This is a genomic window from Burkholderia sp. L-4, from assembly GCF_056856535.1.
Window position 1 is genome coordinate 723,846 of record NZ_JBXEOX010000003.1, and the last position, 16,466, is coordinate 740,311.

Sequence of the window (16,466 nt, forward strand, 5' to 3'; positions counted from 1 at the left end):
GGCCGAATACGTTCGCGACATACCGTGCGTTTCGCCGCGATCGGCAAATCGCAAGCAGGACGGGCGCGCCTGATTCCGCGCCCGGGTTCTCCGGTACGAGTCGTTCCCGATCGTCCCGCGATCGGGACGAATGCAATCACTTCAGAGCACGAGGACGCAATCATGGCATCGCTTCCGGAACCGTCGACAACGGGCGAAACCAACAAACGCAGCTGGCTCGAATCGCACGAAGCCGGCTATCACAAGACCCTCGGCAATCGACAGGTACAGATGATCGCGATCGGCGGGGCCATCGGCACCGGTCTGTTCCTCGGCGCCGGCGGCCGCCTGCAGGCCGCCGGACCGTCGCTCGCGATCGTCTACCTGGTATGCGGCGCGTTTTCGTTCCTGATCCTGCGCGCGCTCGGCGAACTCGTGATGCATCGCCCCAGCAGCGGCAGCTTCGTGTCGTACGCGCGCGAATTCCTCGGCGAAAAGGCGTCGTTCGTCGCAGGCTGGATGTACTTCCTCAACTGGGCGATGACCGGCATCGTCGACATCACCGCCGTCGCGCTGTACATGCATTACTGGGCGCCGTTCGCGGCCGTGCCGCAGTGGATCTTCGCGCTCGTCGCGCTCTGCATCGTCGCGACGATGAACCTGATCGGCGTGAAGTGGTTCGCCGAGATGGAGTTCTGGTTCGCGCTGATCAAGGTCGCCGCGATCGTATTGTTTCTCGCGATCGGCTCCGTGCTCCTCGGCACGGGCGTGCCGGTGGCCGGCCACGACACCGGCATGCATCTGATCACCGACAACGGCGGGTTCTTTCCGCACGGGCTGATGCCGGCGCTGGTGCTGGTGCAGGGCGTGGTGTTCGCGTTCGCGGGCGTCGAACTGGTCGGCACGGCGGCCGGCGAATGCAAGGATGCGCGCAAGGTGCTGCCGCGCGCGATCAACAACGTGATCTGGCGCATCGCGATCTTCTACGTCGCATCGGTCGTTCTGCTGGTCTGCCTGCTGCCGTGGAGTGCGTACAAGGCGGGCCAGAGCCCGTTCGTCACGTTCTTCGGCGCGCTCGGCGTGCCGGGCATCGGCTCGGTGATGAACCTGGTGGTGCTGACGGCGGCGCTGTCGAGCCTCAACTCGGGCCTCTATTCGACCGGGCGCGTGTTGCGTTCGCTGTCGATGGGCGGCTCGGCCCCCGCATTCCTCGGACGAATGAGCGCGCAATCCGTGCCGTACGCGGGCATTCTGGTGACCGTCGCGATCTATGTGGTTGGCGTCCTGCTCAACTATCTCGTGCCGTCGAACGTGTTCGAGATCGTCCTGAACATCGCGTCGCTCGGCATCATCAGCACGTGGGGCTTCATCGTCGTGTGCCAGATGAAGTTCCGCGCCGCGGTCAGGCGCGGCGAGGTGGACGACGTGTCGTTCAAGATGCCCGGCGCGCCCGTGACGTCGTGGCTCACGCTGCTGTTCCTGCTCGGCGTGCTGGTATTGATGGCATTCGACTATCCGAACGGCACCTGGACGATCGCCTCGATCCCGCTGGTCGCGCTGCTGCTCGTGGCCGGCTGGAAATGGCTGAGCAGCCGCGCACGCCGCGGGTTGCTCAAACCGACCATCCCGTCGGTCACGCTGACCCAGCAAGTACTCGAAAAAGGCAACGACTGAGCCGACGCGCAATTGGCGGACGGCCTGAGGCCGACGCAGGCCGCCTCGCAGAACAAGAGACAATTCAATGGCACCGTTTGACGAAATGCTTGCGGGCGATCAGGTTCGCCCGCCCTACTCGCGAGTCAAGGCATGGCTCGACACGCAGAATCCCGCGAGCCTCGCCCAGAAAGCCCACGACGCGGAAGGCGTGTTCCGCAAGACGGGCATCACGTTCGCCGTCTACGGCGACGCGGAGGCCGCCGAGCGGCTGATTCCGTTCGACATCGTCCCGCGCATCATCTCGGGCGCCGAATGGAGCCGCCTCTCGCTCGGCATCGAGCAGCGCGTGATGGCGCTGAACGCCTTCCTCGACGACATCTACCACCGCCAGGAAATCGTGCGCGCGGGCATCGTGCCCAAGCACCTGATCGCGCACAACGAGGCGTTCATCCCGGAGATGATCGACTTCCGGCCGCCCGGCAACGTGTACACGCACATCATCGGCGTCGACATCGTGCGCACCGCCGAGAACCAGTTCTACGTGCTGGAGGACAACGCGCGCACGCCCTCCGGCGTGTCCTACATGCTGGAAAACCGCGAGACCATGATGCAGCTCTTCCCGGAGCTGTTCCAGCAGGTGAAGGTGCGCCCGGTCGAGACCTATCCGCAGATGCTGCGCCAGTCGCTGGCCGCGGTGTGCCCGCCGGGCGGCAACGCCGACAACCCGACCGTGGCCGTGCTCACGCCCGGCATCCACAATTCCGCGTACTACGAACACTCGTTCCTCGCCGACCAGATGGGCGTGCACCTCGTCGAGGGCAGCGACCTGCAGGTGATCGACGGCCGCGTCGCGATGCGCACGACCGAAGGCTTCCAGCCGATCGACGTGCTGTACCGCCGCGTCGACGACGCCTTCCTCGATCCGCTCACGTTCCGCCCCGATTCGGTGCTCGGCGTGGCGGGGATCATGGACGTGTACCGCGCCGGCAACATCACGATCGCGAACGCGCCGGGCACCGGCATCGCCGACGACAAGGCGATCTATTCGTACATGCCGGAGATCGTCGAGTTCTACACGGGGCGCAAGGCGCTGCTGGAGAACGTGCCGACCTGGCGCTGCGGCGAGGCCGACAGCCTGAAGTACGTGCTCGAGCATCTCGACGAACTGGTCGTGAAGGAAGTGCATGGCTCGGGCGGCTACGGGATGCTGGTCGGCCCGTGCGCGTCGAAGGCCGAGCTCGAGGCGTTTTCCGCGAAGCTGCGCGCGCGTCCGGCGAACTACATCGCGCAGCCGACGCTCGCGCTGTCCACGACGCCGATCCTCACCGACGCCGGCCTCGCGCCGCGCCACGTCGACCTGCGGCCGTTCGTGCTGGTGTCGGACCGGATCCGCATCACGCCGGGCGGGCTCACGCGCGTGGCGCTGAAGGAGGGATCGCTGGTCGTCAACTCGAGCCAGGGCGGCGGCACCAAGGACACCTGGGTGCTGGCCGACTGAGCCGGATGCGACCGCGCGCGCCGCAGCCGGCGCGCGAACCGAACGAAGACGGAGTGGACACGAGATGCTTCTAGGACGTACTGCAAGCGGGCTCTACTGGATGTACCGCTATATCGAGCGCGCGGAGAACATCGCGCGCATCGTCGATGCCGGGCTGCGGATGGCGCTCACGCGCACGTCCGACGCGCCGGCCGAATGGTCGTCGGTGCTCGTCAGCTCGGGCGCGGACGACGGCTACCGGGAGAAATACGACGCGTATGCGGCCGATACGGTGACCGACTACCTGCTGCGCGACCGCGACAACCCGTCGAGCGTGCTGTCGTGCATCGAGGCCGCGCGCTCGAACGCGCGGATGGTGCGCACGGCGCTCACGCGCGAGGCGTGGGAAAGCGTGAACGGCGCGTGGCTCGCGCTGCGCCGCGCGCTGGCGCAGCCGGTGCCGGAGAGCGAGCTGCCGGCCGTGCTCGACGAAGTGAAGCGCGAAACCGCGCTGATCCTCGGCAGCTTCTACAGCACGATGCTGCGCAACGAGATCTTCGATTTCGCGCAGATCGGCGCATTCATCGAGCGCGCGGACAACACCGCGCGGATCATCGACGTGAAGTACCACCTGCTGCTGCCGTCGGTGTCGCACGTCGGCACGATCCTCGATACCAACCACTGGGAATCGATCCTGCGGTCGGTCGAAGCGCACAACTCGTACCGCTGGGTGTACGGCGTGAAGTACAAGCCGATGAACATCGCCGACTACCTGCTCCTGAACGGCCGCATGCCGCGTTCGCTGCGCCATTGCTACGGGCGCGTCATGTCGAGTCTCAACTTGCTCGTGAAGGAGCATGGCACCGCTCACGCGTGCCACGACACCGCCGCGCAGACGCTCACGATGCTGTCCGACAGCACGATCGAACGCATCTTCAAGAACGGCCTGCACGAGTTCCTGACCGGATTCATTCGGCGCAATCAGCAACTGGGGCTCGACATCGCCCAGGCCTACAATTTCGATTGAGTACCGCAATGCATATCGGAATCGCCCACACCCTGCGTTATACCTTCGACACGCCATTGCCGCAGGCACTGCAGCGCCTTCGACTGCGACCGTTGTCGAATCCCGGCCAAACGGTCGAACGTTGGGAATTGCTCGCAAACGACAGGCAGCCGGAATTGTCGTACATCGACGGATTCGGAAACCATGTCGACCTGGTGCGTCGCCCGAACGACGACCCGGAGATCGTCATCGTTTCACGCGGCGAAGTGACGACGCACAACAAGGACGGCGTGCTGGGCTCCGCGGACGATCGGACCAATCCGTGGCTGTTCCTGCGCGAATCGCCGCTCACGCGCCCCGGGGACTCGCTGATCGAACTTGCGTCGGCCCTGAAGAGCACGCAGAACCGTCTGCTGCAACTACACGAATTGATGGACATCGTGCACGATCGCCTCGCATCGGGGTTCGAGAACGACGACGACGCCACCGATGCGGAAGCGGCGTGGATCCGTTCCGGCGGGACATGTCGCGACCATGCGCATGTCTTCATCGCCGTGGCGCATCGGCTCGGCCTTCCCGCGCGCTTCGCTTCCGGTTATCTGATCAGCGACGATGACGACACCGGAGCCGCTGATCATGCGTGGGCTGAAGTTTACGTCGACCCGCTCGGATGGATCGGCTTCGATCCGGCGAACAACCTCTGCCCGGACGAACACTACGTGAAGCTGGCGACCGGCATCGACGCTTGCAGCGCCGCGCCCGTCACCCGCATCCGGTCGAATTCGGGCGCGGAAACGCTGGCTGTGGACATCGCGGTCACCCTGCCGGCCCGATGAGTCGAGCGACGAAAATCCCGGCACTCGCACCGACGATGCAAACGACCCGCGCCCTGCCATCCGACTTCGAGCTGCCGGATTCGATCGACGCGATCGACCGCTATCGCGCCCCGGCGCTCGACAAGGGACTCGACATTCTCGAACTCCTGTCCGAGCAGAAGGAAGGCCTCACCCGCACCGAAATCACGAAGGAACTCGGCCGCAACGCGAGCGAGATCTACCGGATGCTCGAGCGCCTCGTCGCACGCCGCTACGTGATGCGTTCGACCGGCGGCGATCGCTACACGCTCGGCCTCAAGCTGTTCGCGCTCGCGCACCGGCATCCGCCGATGAGCCGGCTGATCGCCGATGCGTTGACGCCGATGCAACGCTTCGCCGATGCGGTCGAACAGTCGTGCCATCTGACCGTCTACGACCGCGGCAACCTGCTCGTGATCGCGCAGGTCGACGGCCCCGGCACGTGGGGTGTATCCGTGCGGCTAGGCTCCCGTATCGCGCTCGCCGATACCGCGTCGGGGCGCGTGATGCTGTCGTTCCAGGGCCCCGAGCAGCGCGCGCACATGCTGGCCGAGCATCGCAAGGTCAAGGGCGAGGCGCCGCTGAACGAGCAGGAACTCGCGTATGCATGCCAGTCCATCCGGCAGTCCGGCTACCTGCGCCAGGACAGCCGTCAGGCCTATGGCGTGACCGATCTGAGCGCGCCGATCCTCGGGTCGTCCGACCATGCGATCGCGGTGCTGACCTGTCCGTACATGCGCCGGATCGACGCGCACATGGCGCCGACGGTCGACAAGGTCGTTGCGGCCTTGCTCCGCACGGCCGATCATCTGTCGATACCCCAACACCCCCCCTGTTGACGGGAGACCCGGCACGAGAGCCCGGCATGGCGGAAGACAGCAGACTACAACCATCGCTCGCGGGGATCGGCCAGATAAGACTCCCACAGGCGCAGATAGCCCCCTACCCATATTTGGCTCAGCGGCAATCTAATATCGACCGCAATGCCTTGCTGGCAAAGGGACGTCGAGCAGTTTCCCGCCAAAATGCCCCCAAATTGCCCGCACGAACTCGGTTACGTTCGGGACGCTCGCTACAAGCCTCCAAGAGGCTGGCATGTGGTCCGACGAGAGTGTTAATTATGTTACATTGATTGTGTGCGCAACTATATGGATAGTGGCGATGCCCATCACTGCAGCCGATGAGGCTCAAAGAATTACACGAATGAGTTTCGCATGCAGGTCGTAGCGGAAATACGAGCCCCGACACGTTCACTGGCGGAAGCTGCACGCGCGCATGGGTTGAACGCGGATCTCGTGTCGAAGTAGCGTCGGGATTCCGATCTTTATAAATAGTCGCCGGAGTGTTGTCGCGTTGCCCTCCCTCGTCCGTCTCTCGAACAGCCTGACACTACCCTCAAGCGAATTGTCGGGTTAGAGAAATCAGCAGGTCGCCAATCTGGCTGCCCCGCTCGCTAGAGGCTCGTTGGCCTTCTTCGTATTGGAAGAGGAACCGCTCCATCAGTTGGGGATCGATCTCCGCCACACGTTTCTCCATCGCTTTGCCTCTCGGCGGCTCGGCGCCGGTCTCGCGCGCATGCTTGTCGATGCCGCGCATCAATTTGAAAAAACGAGTCTCATCCTCATCGCTCCAGTTGCATTCGGCCTTCAGGCACGCTTGAACGAATCTACAAAGGGCCGCGACGAATTCTGCCAGCATGTCCGGATTCCGGGCCAACGAAGACGCCGCTGCTACCAGCACGGCGGCTGCCCTTGCCCGGTTCCCTTCGGTGGGCTCAACGGTCGCCTCCTGGGCCGTTTGCGCCACGGCCGCCCACCTCGCGTCCGCCTGATGCGAGCCGTCCATCTCCGCGACATGCAGCGCGGCCACCTCGTCCCGAATCGCAAGCAATGCCGCGTCCCCGCCCAGCGTATCCGAGAGAAGCGGACTCACCAGAATGGCGTTCAGTAGCCGGCGCGGCAGCGCCGAGAGGTTGGCGCCCACCGGTACGCTCTCCAGCCAGTCGGCGACGAACACCGCGACGTTGAAATTGGTGCCGCGGTAGCTCGACAGCACTCGCGCCAGTTCCACCACATCGGTCGGCATGCCCAGCGCGGTCGCCCACTCGTCCGGGTCGGACGAGCCGACGACAAAGGCGAACGCACTGCTGACGTTTTCCGGCCACATGGGGACGCTCCGTGGCGGTTGCATGCGCGTCAGATAATCACGCAGACGTGCAATTCGATCTGCTTTCACTTGCGGATCGCCGCCGAACGCAGATAGCGCGACATCGGGCTTCGACAGTTGCGTGACGGTTCCCAGGTACGCATCCAGGTAGCTGGCGAGTTGCGTGGCCGAACGAGGCCCCACCATGCGGCCCGCCTCGTGGGCGCCTTTCATGAGCACCAGGGTGGGAATGCCGCACACGCCGAAGCGCTTGCGCAGTGCTGGGTGCTCGTCGACGTTGACCTTAACGATGTCGACCTTCCCTTCGAAGCTCCGCGCCACTTTCTCGAGCGTCGGCGCCAGCGCCTTGCACGGTCCGCACCATTCGGCCCAGAAGTCGATCAGTACTGGGCGGCTGTTCAACGTCACATCGGACTCGAAGCTCGCTTCGGTCACATCTTTTAAATCACTCACTTCAGGTTCCTGTTTGCTAGTTCGATCGCAATCGGCCGTGCCTCACTGACTTGCGGGCCGTCGTCGCGACTCCTCCGCGGCGCCAGGCCGGCGAATTGGTCGGCAAGCTCGCGCGTCAAAATCGAAGACATAGAGAGGAGGGTTTCGATAAGATCAGGTAGCCCTGCAGTATCGCTCCAGACGCTTCGCAACTTCGTCGATCACCTTGACGGGGGCGACTTCCAGCTGCAAATCATGCGTTGTCAGCACCCTGGCGAACAGATGGAATGCGTCGCCGTCGAAATGGAAATGCCCATGGCGGCCCGAGGAAAAACGCGTGGTTCGCGATCTTTTCCAGGTCCTCTCCGGCAAGTGGTAGCGGCTCATTCAGGTTTGCCAGGATCAACGACACACACCCTTTCAGGCGGATCCGAGCGATGTCCGATAGCCCCACGCGTGCGTCAATGCCGGTGAGGTTCGCACCTTGTTCAACGAGTGCCGCCGCATGCGCTCCACCGCCACACCCCGCATCGAGCACGCGAAGATTGGCTACATCGCCGGCCATCGAAAGAATCGCTGGTCGTTCATTGAAGGCATTCCAAGCATTCACTTCGTTGCCGGCGTCATACGCTGCAGCAAACGCGTCGTAATCATTTTCAGGCATTAAAAATGCCGTATCCATTGGATGGGGCAATTGAAATCCGTGGCCCGCTGTTTCGCATTCATCACTGCCGATATTTATTTATTAAATAGCAAGCAAAGGCGATAACACTGTAAGTGAGCGTAAATATCGTGACGAACGTTGCGAACTGCCAATTTGGCGTATGGAAAAAGAAGTGGATGACCACTGCAGTGAAAATGGATGCATGAAATCCCAACAAAATACTGCACACTCGGCGTTCCGCAGGACGGATGTTTGTGGATTTCACTGGAAACCTCATTCTAAGAATATTTGGTAAGCCATGTGCACGCGCACTTCCTATTCTGTAATTTTCGCCGAAATAATCTGGAATTATTTTTCAAAAAAATCGTGATTTTTGCAAATTCTTGCCGATCGATATCGAGACGCTTTGGAGTTAAAAAAAGCAAGCGATACGCCTGAAGGTTTCCAAGCCGAACTGTCCCGGGTTGGGCCGTGGGCATGTATTTTCGAGCGGGGGTTTACGAAAAGGTTGCTGGACAGGTTGGAAGGTATTCCAGAACGAGAAAGCAAAAATATTCCAATTGGCTCCGGTTATTCTGTGACATCAACCAGAATCAACAAGCAAACAAGAAGCTGAGTCGGCCATCGACATGATGTCGTTTAGCGCGTATATGCGCAACGCGTCATCCAGCGAGGCAAGCTGGGACTTCGGATAAGAAGGCGCATGTGTCGTGAGAAAAAAGGTTATCCAGTACGTCACCTTAGGTTTGGCCATTTCAATAGTGGTGGCCGTCGCCTTCAGATATACACGGCACGACAAGCCAAATATTCAATACGTTACCGCCCAGGTTTCGTATCAGGACATCGAATCGACCGTCGAGGCCGTAGGTACGATCCGCGCAGCGGATCTCGTTAGCGTCGGCGCGCAGGTCAACGGCCAGATCAAGTCGATGCACGTGACGCTCGGCGACCATGTCAGGAAAGGTCAGCTGATCGCGGAAATCGACTCGCAGCCACAGATCTACGCATTGGACACGGCTCGGGCCCAATTGCAAAGCGCGGTGGCCGCAGTACATTCGAGCGAGGCGTCGCTTGTCCAGGCCAGGCTCGCGCTGCGACGGCAGAAGGAACTGGCTGAACATGACGCCGGGTCGCATGCCGATTTGGAAACGACACAGGCAGCCTTCGACGTGGCTCGCGCAAATGTCGAAACGAGTCATGCCCAGATGAAGGTAGCGCAGGTCAATGTGGACACTGCGCGCGTCACGCTTGGCTACACGCGCATTGTTGCCCCGAGCGACGGAGAAGTCGTCGCCGTGCTCGCGGTAGAGGGCCAAACCGTCAACGCCAATCAGACGACGCCGAATCTGGTGAAGATCGCGCGCCTCGACACGATCCAGGTCAAGGCGCAAATCTCGGAGGCCGACGTGGTGCGGCTCAGGCCTGGCCTGCCCGCCTATTTCACGATTCTCGGCGACCCGTCGCATCGATATGAAACCACGCTGAAAGCCATCGAGCCCGCGCCGGACTCGATCATGACCGACACGACCACCAGTCCCACGACAACTTCGTCGGCGACGAATACGGCCATCTATTACATCGGCCGGCTCGATATGCCGAATCCCGATCATCGACTTCGCATTTCGATGACGGCACAGGTGTCGGTCGTGCTTGCGCGTGCGCGACACGTGGCGGTCCTGCCGGTCGCTGCACTGACTGCACCGCCACGCGACGGGCGCGCGACGGTGCGGGTGCTGGCGGCCGACGGCAACGTCACGAGCCGGATAGTACGGACTGGCATTGCCAACGACACCGTTGTGCAGATCGTCAGCGGCCTTGGGGCGGGAGATCGTGTCGTCGTCGGACAGTCTTCCGGCGCAGGGCCGCGTGATCCATACGGCATGGCGGGGTAACGGAATGTCCACGCCACACGCACAGACGTCGAATCCGGCGCTGATCGAACTCGAGGGTGTGAGCCACACCTATGGAGCCGGCGAGGCGGCGGTTACCGTCCTGCACCAGATCGATCTGCGCATCGAACGAGGGGAGATGGTGGCCGTCGTCGGCGCATCGGGTTCGGGAAAATCGACCTTGATGAATATCCTCGGTTGTCTCGACACGCCGACCTCGGGTACTTACCGGATCGCCGGGGTCGAGACGCAGTCGCTCGATGCAGACGTACTCGCGCAGTTGCGTCGGGAGCATTTCGGCTTCGTATTCCAGCGCTATCAGTTGCTGAACGATTTGACCGCACTCGCCAACGTCGAAGCACCCGCCGTCTATGCGGGCCTCGACGCAGAACAAAGACGCGGAGCAGCAACGAAGCTGCTCGAGCGTTTGGGTCTTGGTGACCGCCTCAGCCATCGGCCGTTGCAGCTCTCTGGCGGCCAACAGCAGCGGGTCAGCATCGCGCGCGCCTTGATCAACGGCGGCGACATCATTCTCGCCGACGAACCGACAGGCGCACTCGATAGCCAGAGCGGCGAAGAACTGATGGCGCTGTTCCACGAGCTCAACGGGCAGGGCCATACGATCATCATCGTCACGCACGATATGGACGTCGCCCGGCATGCGCGCCGGATCATCGAGATTCGCGACGGGCGCATCGTCGGCGATAGGCGGCCGGAATCGACGGGACCGGAAAAGCCCCCCAATGTGCAATCTGCGTCACCGGTCGAGCCTCCGGTTTCGCTTCGGCGCAAGCATGCGCAGCCGCTTGCATTGGGCCGGCTCATCGAAGCATTCCGGCTTGCCATGCACTCGGCGGCGAACCATCGTCTGCGCTCATTCCTGACGATGCTGGGCATTATTGCCGGTATTGCGTCAGTTGCCTGCATGGTCGCTCGTGGCGAGGGAAGCCGCAGAGCAATCATCGATCATTTACGGCAGTTTGGCACGGATACGATCAGCATCTATCCAGGACGGATGGCCGGCGATTTGCGTGCGAACTCGATTCATACGCTGAGTCTCGGCGACGTGCACGCGCTACAGGCGCAAAGCTACATTGATAGCGTGACGCCGGAAGTGACGAGCACCGGAACGATTCGCGTGGGCAATAAAAACGTATCCGCGACAGTTCATGGCACAGGGCCCGATTATTTTCGCGTCCACGGCATCCATATGATCGAAGGCCGGCCTTTCGACGAGTCGCTGGTCGAATCGAACGCTCCGGTCGTCGTCGTCGATGAGAAGACCCGGCAAACGCTGTTCGGCTCCGATTCGCCGATAGCGAAAGTGGTACTCGTCGGAAATCTGCCGTGCCATGTGATCGGCGTGGCGGGTTCGAACGCCATGTCGTTTGCACCCGGTACGCTGGGGCTCTATATGCCGTACACCTCGGTCATGTCGCGTATGACCGGATCGTACGATCTCCAGAGCGTCACCGTCCGGCTCGCCGACGGCGTACCTTCGAGCGCCGCGCTCGCCGGCATCAACAAGGTTCTGAAGATGCGCCACGGTGCCATCGATTTCACGACCTTCAATTCGGATGCCTTGTTTCAGGTCGCGACGGCGTCGAACGAAACCTTTCGACTCTTTATTGCGTCGATTGCGGGCATTTCCTTGCTTGTCGGTGGCATCGGCGTGATGAACATCATGCTCGTGTCGGTGACGGAGCGCACCCATGAAATCGGCATCCGCATGGCGATCGGCGCGCGTCGATCCGATATTCGCGATCAGTTTCTTATCGAGTCCGTCTGGTTATGCGTCGCCGGTGGAGCGGTCGGTGTGGCGCTCGCGTTAGGTGTCATCCGGTTTTTTTCCGAGCCTCATAGTCGTTTCTACATGGTGCTGTCGCTCGACTCGATCGTGACTGCGTTCGCCAGTGCCGCGCTCGTGGGTGTCGTGTTCGGCTACTTCCCGGCGCGTCAGGCCGCGCGCCTCAACCCGGCAGAAGCACTGGCCCGCGAATGAACAAGTTCCCTCATTCATTGCATGCTGTTCTGATACGTACGGCTCTACGGCAGGTTCGAGCGTCCTGGTCGATGTCGCGATTCGGCACGATCGCCTTGTTGATCGTGTCGCTGGGCGTCGCCGCATGCGGGACGTTGACGCGCACGACATGGACGCGGCCCGAGGTCTCGATTCCCCGGCATTGGCAGACAGAGTCTGCTGCCGTGAGGCAGACACCCGCTTCCGTGTCGGTCGGAGCATCGTACAGCTGGAGTGACGTTCCCGATGCGTCCAGATTGTCGCCGGCAGACACGGAAGCAAACCCCGGTGGTGATGCGAGTATCGACCCGTGGTGGAACGCGTTCGGCGATCCCGAACTGAGCCAGCTTATCGAGCGGGCGTTGGCTGGCAATCACGATCTCAAGACCGCCGTCGTCAATCTGCGCGCGGCGCAATTTGCCGTCGATCTCGCCCGCGCAAACCAATTGCCCCTGATCAGCTCTAGTGCGGCGTTGTCGAATTCTCATTCGCTGCGTGGTGCGCGCGTGGTGTCGCACTCGAAATCGCTTCTCGCATCGGCCAGCTATGTCGTCGACCTATGGGGTTCGCTGTCGAGTTCGACCGATGCATCGCGCTGGGAGGCGCGGGCAACCGAGCAGGATGAACGGACGGTCAAGATGACCGTCGCATCCCTGGTCGCCCAAGACTATTGGTTGCTCGCGCTGCTGGCGGAACAGATCGAACAGAGCGATGCATCGATTCTTTACAGCGAGCAAACGCAGGCATTGACGAATGTCCGGTATGCGTCGGGGGCGATTACGGCAGTGGACCTGCTTGCCGCCCGTCAATCGCTCGCGTCGCAACGCGCGTCGCGCAATGCGCTACTGGCGCAGCGAACCCAAACCGAAAACGCGCTCGCGATCTTGCTCGGTCAGCCACCAGGCGAAATCTTCGTTGTACCTTCTGCGCGTCTGACGACCCCGTTGCCCGCCGTCGCCGCGGGTGTGCCGGCTTCCGTGCTCGTTCGGCGTCCAGACGTCATGGCGGCGGAGTTGCGCACGCGAAGCACACTCGCAAGGGTGGATGCCGTACGGACCAGTTTCTACCCTAACCTCACGTTGACGGGGTCGGCCGGTACCGCGAGCGACGCATTGCGCAATCTGCTGCAAAACCCGCTCGGCACGATCGCAGCCGATATCGCGGCGCCGTTTCTGAACGTCTGGACGATGAAAGCGCAGGTGGGTTCGGCGCAAACCGCCTATGATGCCGCGGCGGTCGCATTCGCCAGGACGTTTTATCAGGCACTCGGCGACGTAGAGAACGCACTTGCCGCGCGTGCCGACTATCAGGCCGAGATCACGCAATGGGCCGATGCGCTCGAAGCAGCACGACAACGCGAGCAACGCATCGGCTGGCAATATCGGGCGGGTTCAATTCCCCTGCAGAACTTACTCGACGCGCAGCAGGCGAGCCGCAACGCCGATGCCGAACTCGCAAGCTCCCGCTATGCGGCCCTTATCAACCAGGTGGCACTTTATGTTGCGCTCGGTGGAAGGTAGTCAAGCCTTGCAGCATCGCACGCTTGCACCGCGTCGAGCCATATCGCTATCTGGTCTGGCTGTTCACCAGATTGCCGCTCGCTGCAACCGCCGACGACTACGCGGATCTCATGCCTTGGAGAAGGCCTTCCACGGCGCAACGTCATGTCTCGCGCGCATCAAGTAAGATAGCTCCGCCCTCATCGCAGCCTTCGCACATTCGAATTCCACCCGTCGCCGATACCGGATGCGCGCGCCCGTGTGCCATGCCCAAGTGTCCGATGACCGTCGCACGACGGCGCCCCCGCGCGTCTCGATGCCGCTACGTCGCCGACATGACAAACACATGTCATCAGTGAATTCGTTATTTACCTCTTGATCGCCTCCCTGCCCTGCTGGATAGAATACCCAGCCGCTCATAATGAAATACGGAACAGTTAGTACATTCACTAACAATTCGATTATATCAAAAGAAAAGGAGTCCATACATGAGAGACAAGGACGCGGCGACACCCTTATCCGAGGAAATCGCCGGGCTCGGTATCATCGAAAACATAGCGCGGCGCCATTTCCTGATGGGACTCAGTGCAACGCTCCTGGCAGGATGCGGCGGAGACAGTGAAAACGCGTTTGCCGAGGGCGTGCGCACAGCGCCGGCCAGTAGCGGTCAGTCGTCGGGCGCCGTGCCCGCATCGAACGGTAGCGAGGATGGTACGCCGTCAACCGGCGCCGCTCGAATCCGCACCTTCTCCCATCCCGGCCTGCTCCATACCGAAGCGGATTTCGCACGCATGCGCGCCAAGGTCGGCGCACATGCTTCGCCGTGGATCGACAGCTGGAACCTGCTCCTCTCCAACTTCCATACCCGCCTGACGAGCATCCCGAACCCGCAGCCCGAGATCAGGCGCGGCGGCAGCAACGAGAACTACTGGATCCTCTACGGCGACATCGCCTTCGCCTATGGCCATGCGCTGTGCTGGCGGGTATCGGGCGACAAGCGTCACGGCGACAAGGCGGTGGAGTACCTGGACAGGTGGTCGTCGACGCTCACGGCGCTCGGCGGCAACAGCAACGTGGCGTTGGCTGCCGGCATCTACGGCTACGAATTCGCGAACGTGGGCGAGATGATGCGCGGTTACGACGGCTGGAGCGCCGGCGGCCTCGCCGCGTTTCAGAAGATGATGCTCGACGTCTTCCATCCGATCAACCACGGGTTCCTGCACCGCCCGGTCGACCGCCAACGCACGCATTACTGGGCCAACTGGGAACTGTGCAACCTCGCGTCGATGCTGGCCATCGGCGTACTGTGCGACAACGCGGATATCGTCGACGATGCCGTCTCGTACTTCAAGAACGGCGCCGGCAACGGCAGTATCGGCATGGCCGTGTATTTCGTACACCCCGGTTACCTCGGCCAATGGCAGGAAGCCGGCCGCGACCAGGGCCATACCCAGCTCGGCATCGCGCTGACCGGCGCGATCTGCGAAATGGCGTGGAATCAGGGCATCGATCTGTACGGTTACGACAACAACCGCTTCCTGGCGGGCGCCGAATACGTGGCGAAGTCGAACCTCAAGCAGGCGGACGGCTCGTTCTTCCCCGTGCCGTTCGCCACCTACCAGAACGTGGACGTCACGCAGACGGCGTTCGCGACCGGTTCGCAAGGCGGCGGCCGCCCTTGCTGGGCCCTGGTGGCAAACCATTACATCAATCGAAAGGGTCTCGCGGCACCTTACACGCAACGCTTTGCCGAATTCGTTGCGCCGGAAGGCGGCGGCGGCAACTACGGCAGCGCCAGCGGCGGCTACGACCAGCTCGGCTACGGCACGCTCACGTGCACGCGCGATCCGGGCGCACCGGCCCCGACGCCGAGCGGCCTCACCGGCTACGCAAGCGCGGACAAGGTCGTGCTGTCCTGGTGGGGATGCAGCAATGCGAGCGGCTACAACGTCAAGCGTGCGACGATCGCCGGGGGGCCGTACACCACCCTCCGCACCGGCGTCACCGATTGGCTGACGCACACCGATACGCCGCCCGGGCCCGGCACGTACTTCTATGTCGTCACGGCGCAAACGCCGGCGGGCGAATCGGCCGCGTCGAACGAGGTGAAGGTGGCAACCTCGACGCTGTTGCTCGCGCACCTGACGTTCGATGAGGGCAGCGGCCTCACGGCCGCCGACCGGTCGGGCAACGGCCACCACGGCACGCTGAACGGGGCGACATGGGCCCCGGGACGCCGCACCCATGCGGTGTCGCTCAACGGAGCCGGCGCGTACGTCGAACTGGCGGGCGAGATTCTGTCCGACGTAGCGGATTTCACGATCGCGGTGTGGGTGTACTGGAACGACCGCGGGCAAAGCTGGGCACCGATTCTCGACCTGAGCGGCCGCTTCGGCAGCTACGTCACGCTGATGCCGCGTACCGACTGGCGCACCGACAATCAGTCGATGCGCTTCGCGATCGCGGTGAACGGGTTCGGCGACCAGATGGTCGACGCACCGACGATGCCGGACAAGCAATGGGTGCACGTGGCGGTCACGCTCGCCGGCCCGACGGCGACGCTTTACATGAACGGCAAGCCGGTCGCCGGCAACACGGGCATGTTTCTCGCGCCGTTCCGGCTCGGCGGTCTCACGCATAACTGGCTCGGCAAATCGCAGTACCCCGTCTCGACCTTCAACGGCCTGCTCGAGGACCTGCGCATTTACCGCGGCGCGCTCGGCGCCGCGCAGATCGTGGCGCTGATGAACGGTTGAGGCCGGCCAGCGCACGCCGTCCGGCCACACGGCGGCACGATCGGTGCATCGAGAACCGGTCGTGCCGT

11 protein-coding genes and 2 pseudogenes are annotated in these 16,466 nt (G+C 62.6%); 11 read left to right on the forward strand and 2 right to left on the reverse strand.

The genetic code is table 11. The annotated features are described in order from the left end of the window. Positions 1–162 precede the first annotated feature (162 nt). The 6 genes and pseudogenes from ansP to AC1VVG_RS33810 form a co-directional block, all read left to right on the forward strand. The gene (gene ansP, locus AC1VVG_RS33785; protein WP_034189545.1) at positions 163–1,653 is read left to right on the forward strand and encodes an L-asparagine permease; all 1,491 of its coding nucleotides are present in this window, start codon (positions 163–165) and stop codon (positions 1,651–1,653) included. A 67-nt stretch (positions 1,654–1,720) separates the two neighbouring features. Beyond that, positions 1,721–3,133 (forward strand): circularly permuted type 2 ATP-grasp protein, encoded by a 1,413-nt coding sequence (locus tag AC1VVG_RS33790; RefSeq protein WP_069245753.1) that lies wholly within the window; start codon positions 1,721–1,723, stop codon positions 3,131–3,133. A gap of 64 nt (positions 3,134–3,197) precedes the next feature. Continuing rightward, a complete protein-coding gene (locus tag AC1VVG_RS33795) occupies positions 3,198–4,139 on the forward strand; it encodes an alpha-E domain-containing protein (RefSeq protein ID WP_069245754.1) in 942 nt (313 codons plus the stop codon). Positions 4,140–4,147: 8 nt separating this feature from the next. Beyond that, positions 4,148–4,954, forward strand: a complete 807-nt coding sequence (locus tag AC1VVG_RS33800) for a transglutaminase family protein (protein WP_049034049.1) — start codon at positions 4,148–4,150, stop codon at positions 4,952–4,954. Between the two features lie 35 nt (positions 4,955–4,989). Next, the gene (locus AC1VVG_RS33805) at positions 4,990–5,811 is read left to right on the forward strand and encodes an IclR family transcriptional regulator (protein WP_482837564.1); all 822 of its coding nucleotides are present in this window, start codon (positions 4,990–4,992) and stop codon (positions 5,809–5,811) included. Between the two features lie 363 nt (positions 5,812–6,174). Continuing rightward, a pseudogene (locus AC1VVG_RS33810) lies at positions 6,175–6,279 on the forward strand (transposase); the annotation flags it as partial. A gap of 991 nt (positions 6,280–7,270) precedes the next feature. Here the strand turns inward: AC1VVG_RS33810 and trxA are convergent. Next, positions 7,271–7,591: pseudogene (trxA, locus tag AC1VVG_RS33815) on the reverse strand (thioredoxin); the annotation flags it as partial. A 232-nt stretch (positions 7,592–7,823) separates the two neighbouring features. Beyond that, positions 7,824–8,252, reverse strand: coding sequence for a methyltransferase domain-containing protein (locus AC1VVG_RS33820; RefSeq protein ID WP_343727981.1), 429 nt, complete (start codon positions 8,250–8,252; stop codon positions 7,824–7,826). Between the two features lie 692 nt (positions 8,253–8,944). Between AC1VVG_RS33820 and AC1VVG_RS33825 the strand changes: the two genes are divergently transcribed. The 5 genes from AC1VVG_RS33825 to AC1VVG_RS33845 all read left to right on the forward strand — a co-directional run bounded on the left by AC1VVG_RS33825 (position 8,945) and on the right by AC1VVG_RS33845 (position 16,398). After that, positions 8,945–10,126, forward strand: coding sequence for an efflux RND transporter periplasmic adaptor subunit (locus tag AC1VVG_RS33825; protein WP_049028349.1), 1,182 nt, complete (start codon positions 8,945–8,947; stop codon positions 10,124–10,126). Positions 10,127–10,130: 4 nt separating this feature from the next. Next, positions 10,131–12,125 carry a MacB family efflux pump subunit gene (locus tag AC1VVG_RS33830; RefSeq protein WP_482837565.1) on the forward strand — a complete coding sequence of 665 codons (1,995 nt, stop codon included), beginning with the start codon at positions 10,131–10,133 and terminating at the stop codon, positions 12,123–12,125. Positions 12,126–12,196: 71 nt separating this feature from the next. Next, positions 12,197–13,663 carry an efflux transporter outer membrane subunit gene (locus tag AC1VVG_RS33835; protein ID WP_482837566.1) on the forward strand — a complete coding sequence of 489 codons (1,467 nt, stop codon included), beginning with the start codon at positions 12,197–12,199 and terminating at the stop codon, positions 13,661–13,663. Positions 13,664–13,686: 23 nt separating this feature from the next. Then, positions 13,687–14,001, forward strand: a complete 315-nt coding sequence (locus AC1VVG_RS33840; RefSeq protein WP_226194316.1) for a transposase domain-containing protein — start codon at positions 13,687–13,689, stop codon at positions 13,999–14,001. 216 nt (positions 14,002–14,217) lie between these two features. Then, positions 14,218–16,398 (forward strand): LamG-like jellyroll fold domain-containing protein, encoded by a 2,181-nt coding sequence (locus AC1VVG_RS33845; protein ID WP_482837647.1) that lies wholly within the window; start codon positions 14,218–14,220, stop codon positions 16,396–16,398. Positions 16,399–16,466: the final 68 nt, after the last annotated feature.

Excerpts from the sequence above, each read along its gene's own strand:
- AC1VVG_RS33805 (WP_482837564.1), top strand. The coding sequence starts at position 4,990 with ATGCAAACGACCCGCGCCCTGCCATCCGACTTCGAGCTGCCGGATTCG.
- ansP (WP_034189545.1), top strand. The coding sequence starts at position 163 with ATGGCATCGCTTCCGGAACCGTCGACAACGGGCGAAACCAACAAACGC.
- AC1VVG_RS33795 (WP_069245754.1), top strand. The coding sequence starts at position 3,198 with ATGCTTCTAGGACGTACTGCAAGCGGGCTCTACTGGATGTACCGCTAT.
- AC1VVG_RS33845 (WP_482837647.1), top strand. The coding sequence starts at position 14,218 with ATGGGACTCAGTGCAACGCTCCTGGCAGGATGCGGCGGAGACAGTGAA.
- AC1VVG_RS33790 (WP_069245753.1), top strand. The coding sequence starts at position 1,721 with ATGGCACCGTTTGACGAAATGCTTGCGGGCGATCAGGTTCGCCCGCCC.
- AC1VVG_RS33800 (WP_049034049.1), top strand. The coding sequence starts at position 4,148 with ATGCATATCGGAATCGCCCACACCCTGCGTTATACCTTCGACACGCCA.
- AC1VVG_RS33835 (WP_482837566.1), top strand. The coding sequence starts at position 12,197 with ATGTCGCGATTCGGCACGATCGCCTTGTTGATCGTGTCGCTGGGCGTC.
- AC1VVG_RS33820 (WP_343727981.1), bottom strand. The coding sequence starts at position 8,252 with ATGGATACGGCATTTTTAATGCCTGAAAATGATTACGACGCGTTTGCT.
- AC1VVG_RS33830 (WP_482837565.1), top strand. The coding sequence starts at position 10,131 with ATGTCCACGCCACACGCACAGACGTCGAATCCGGCGCTGATCGAACTC.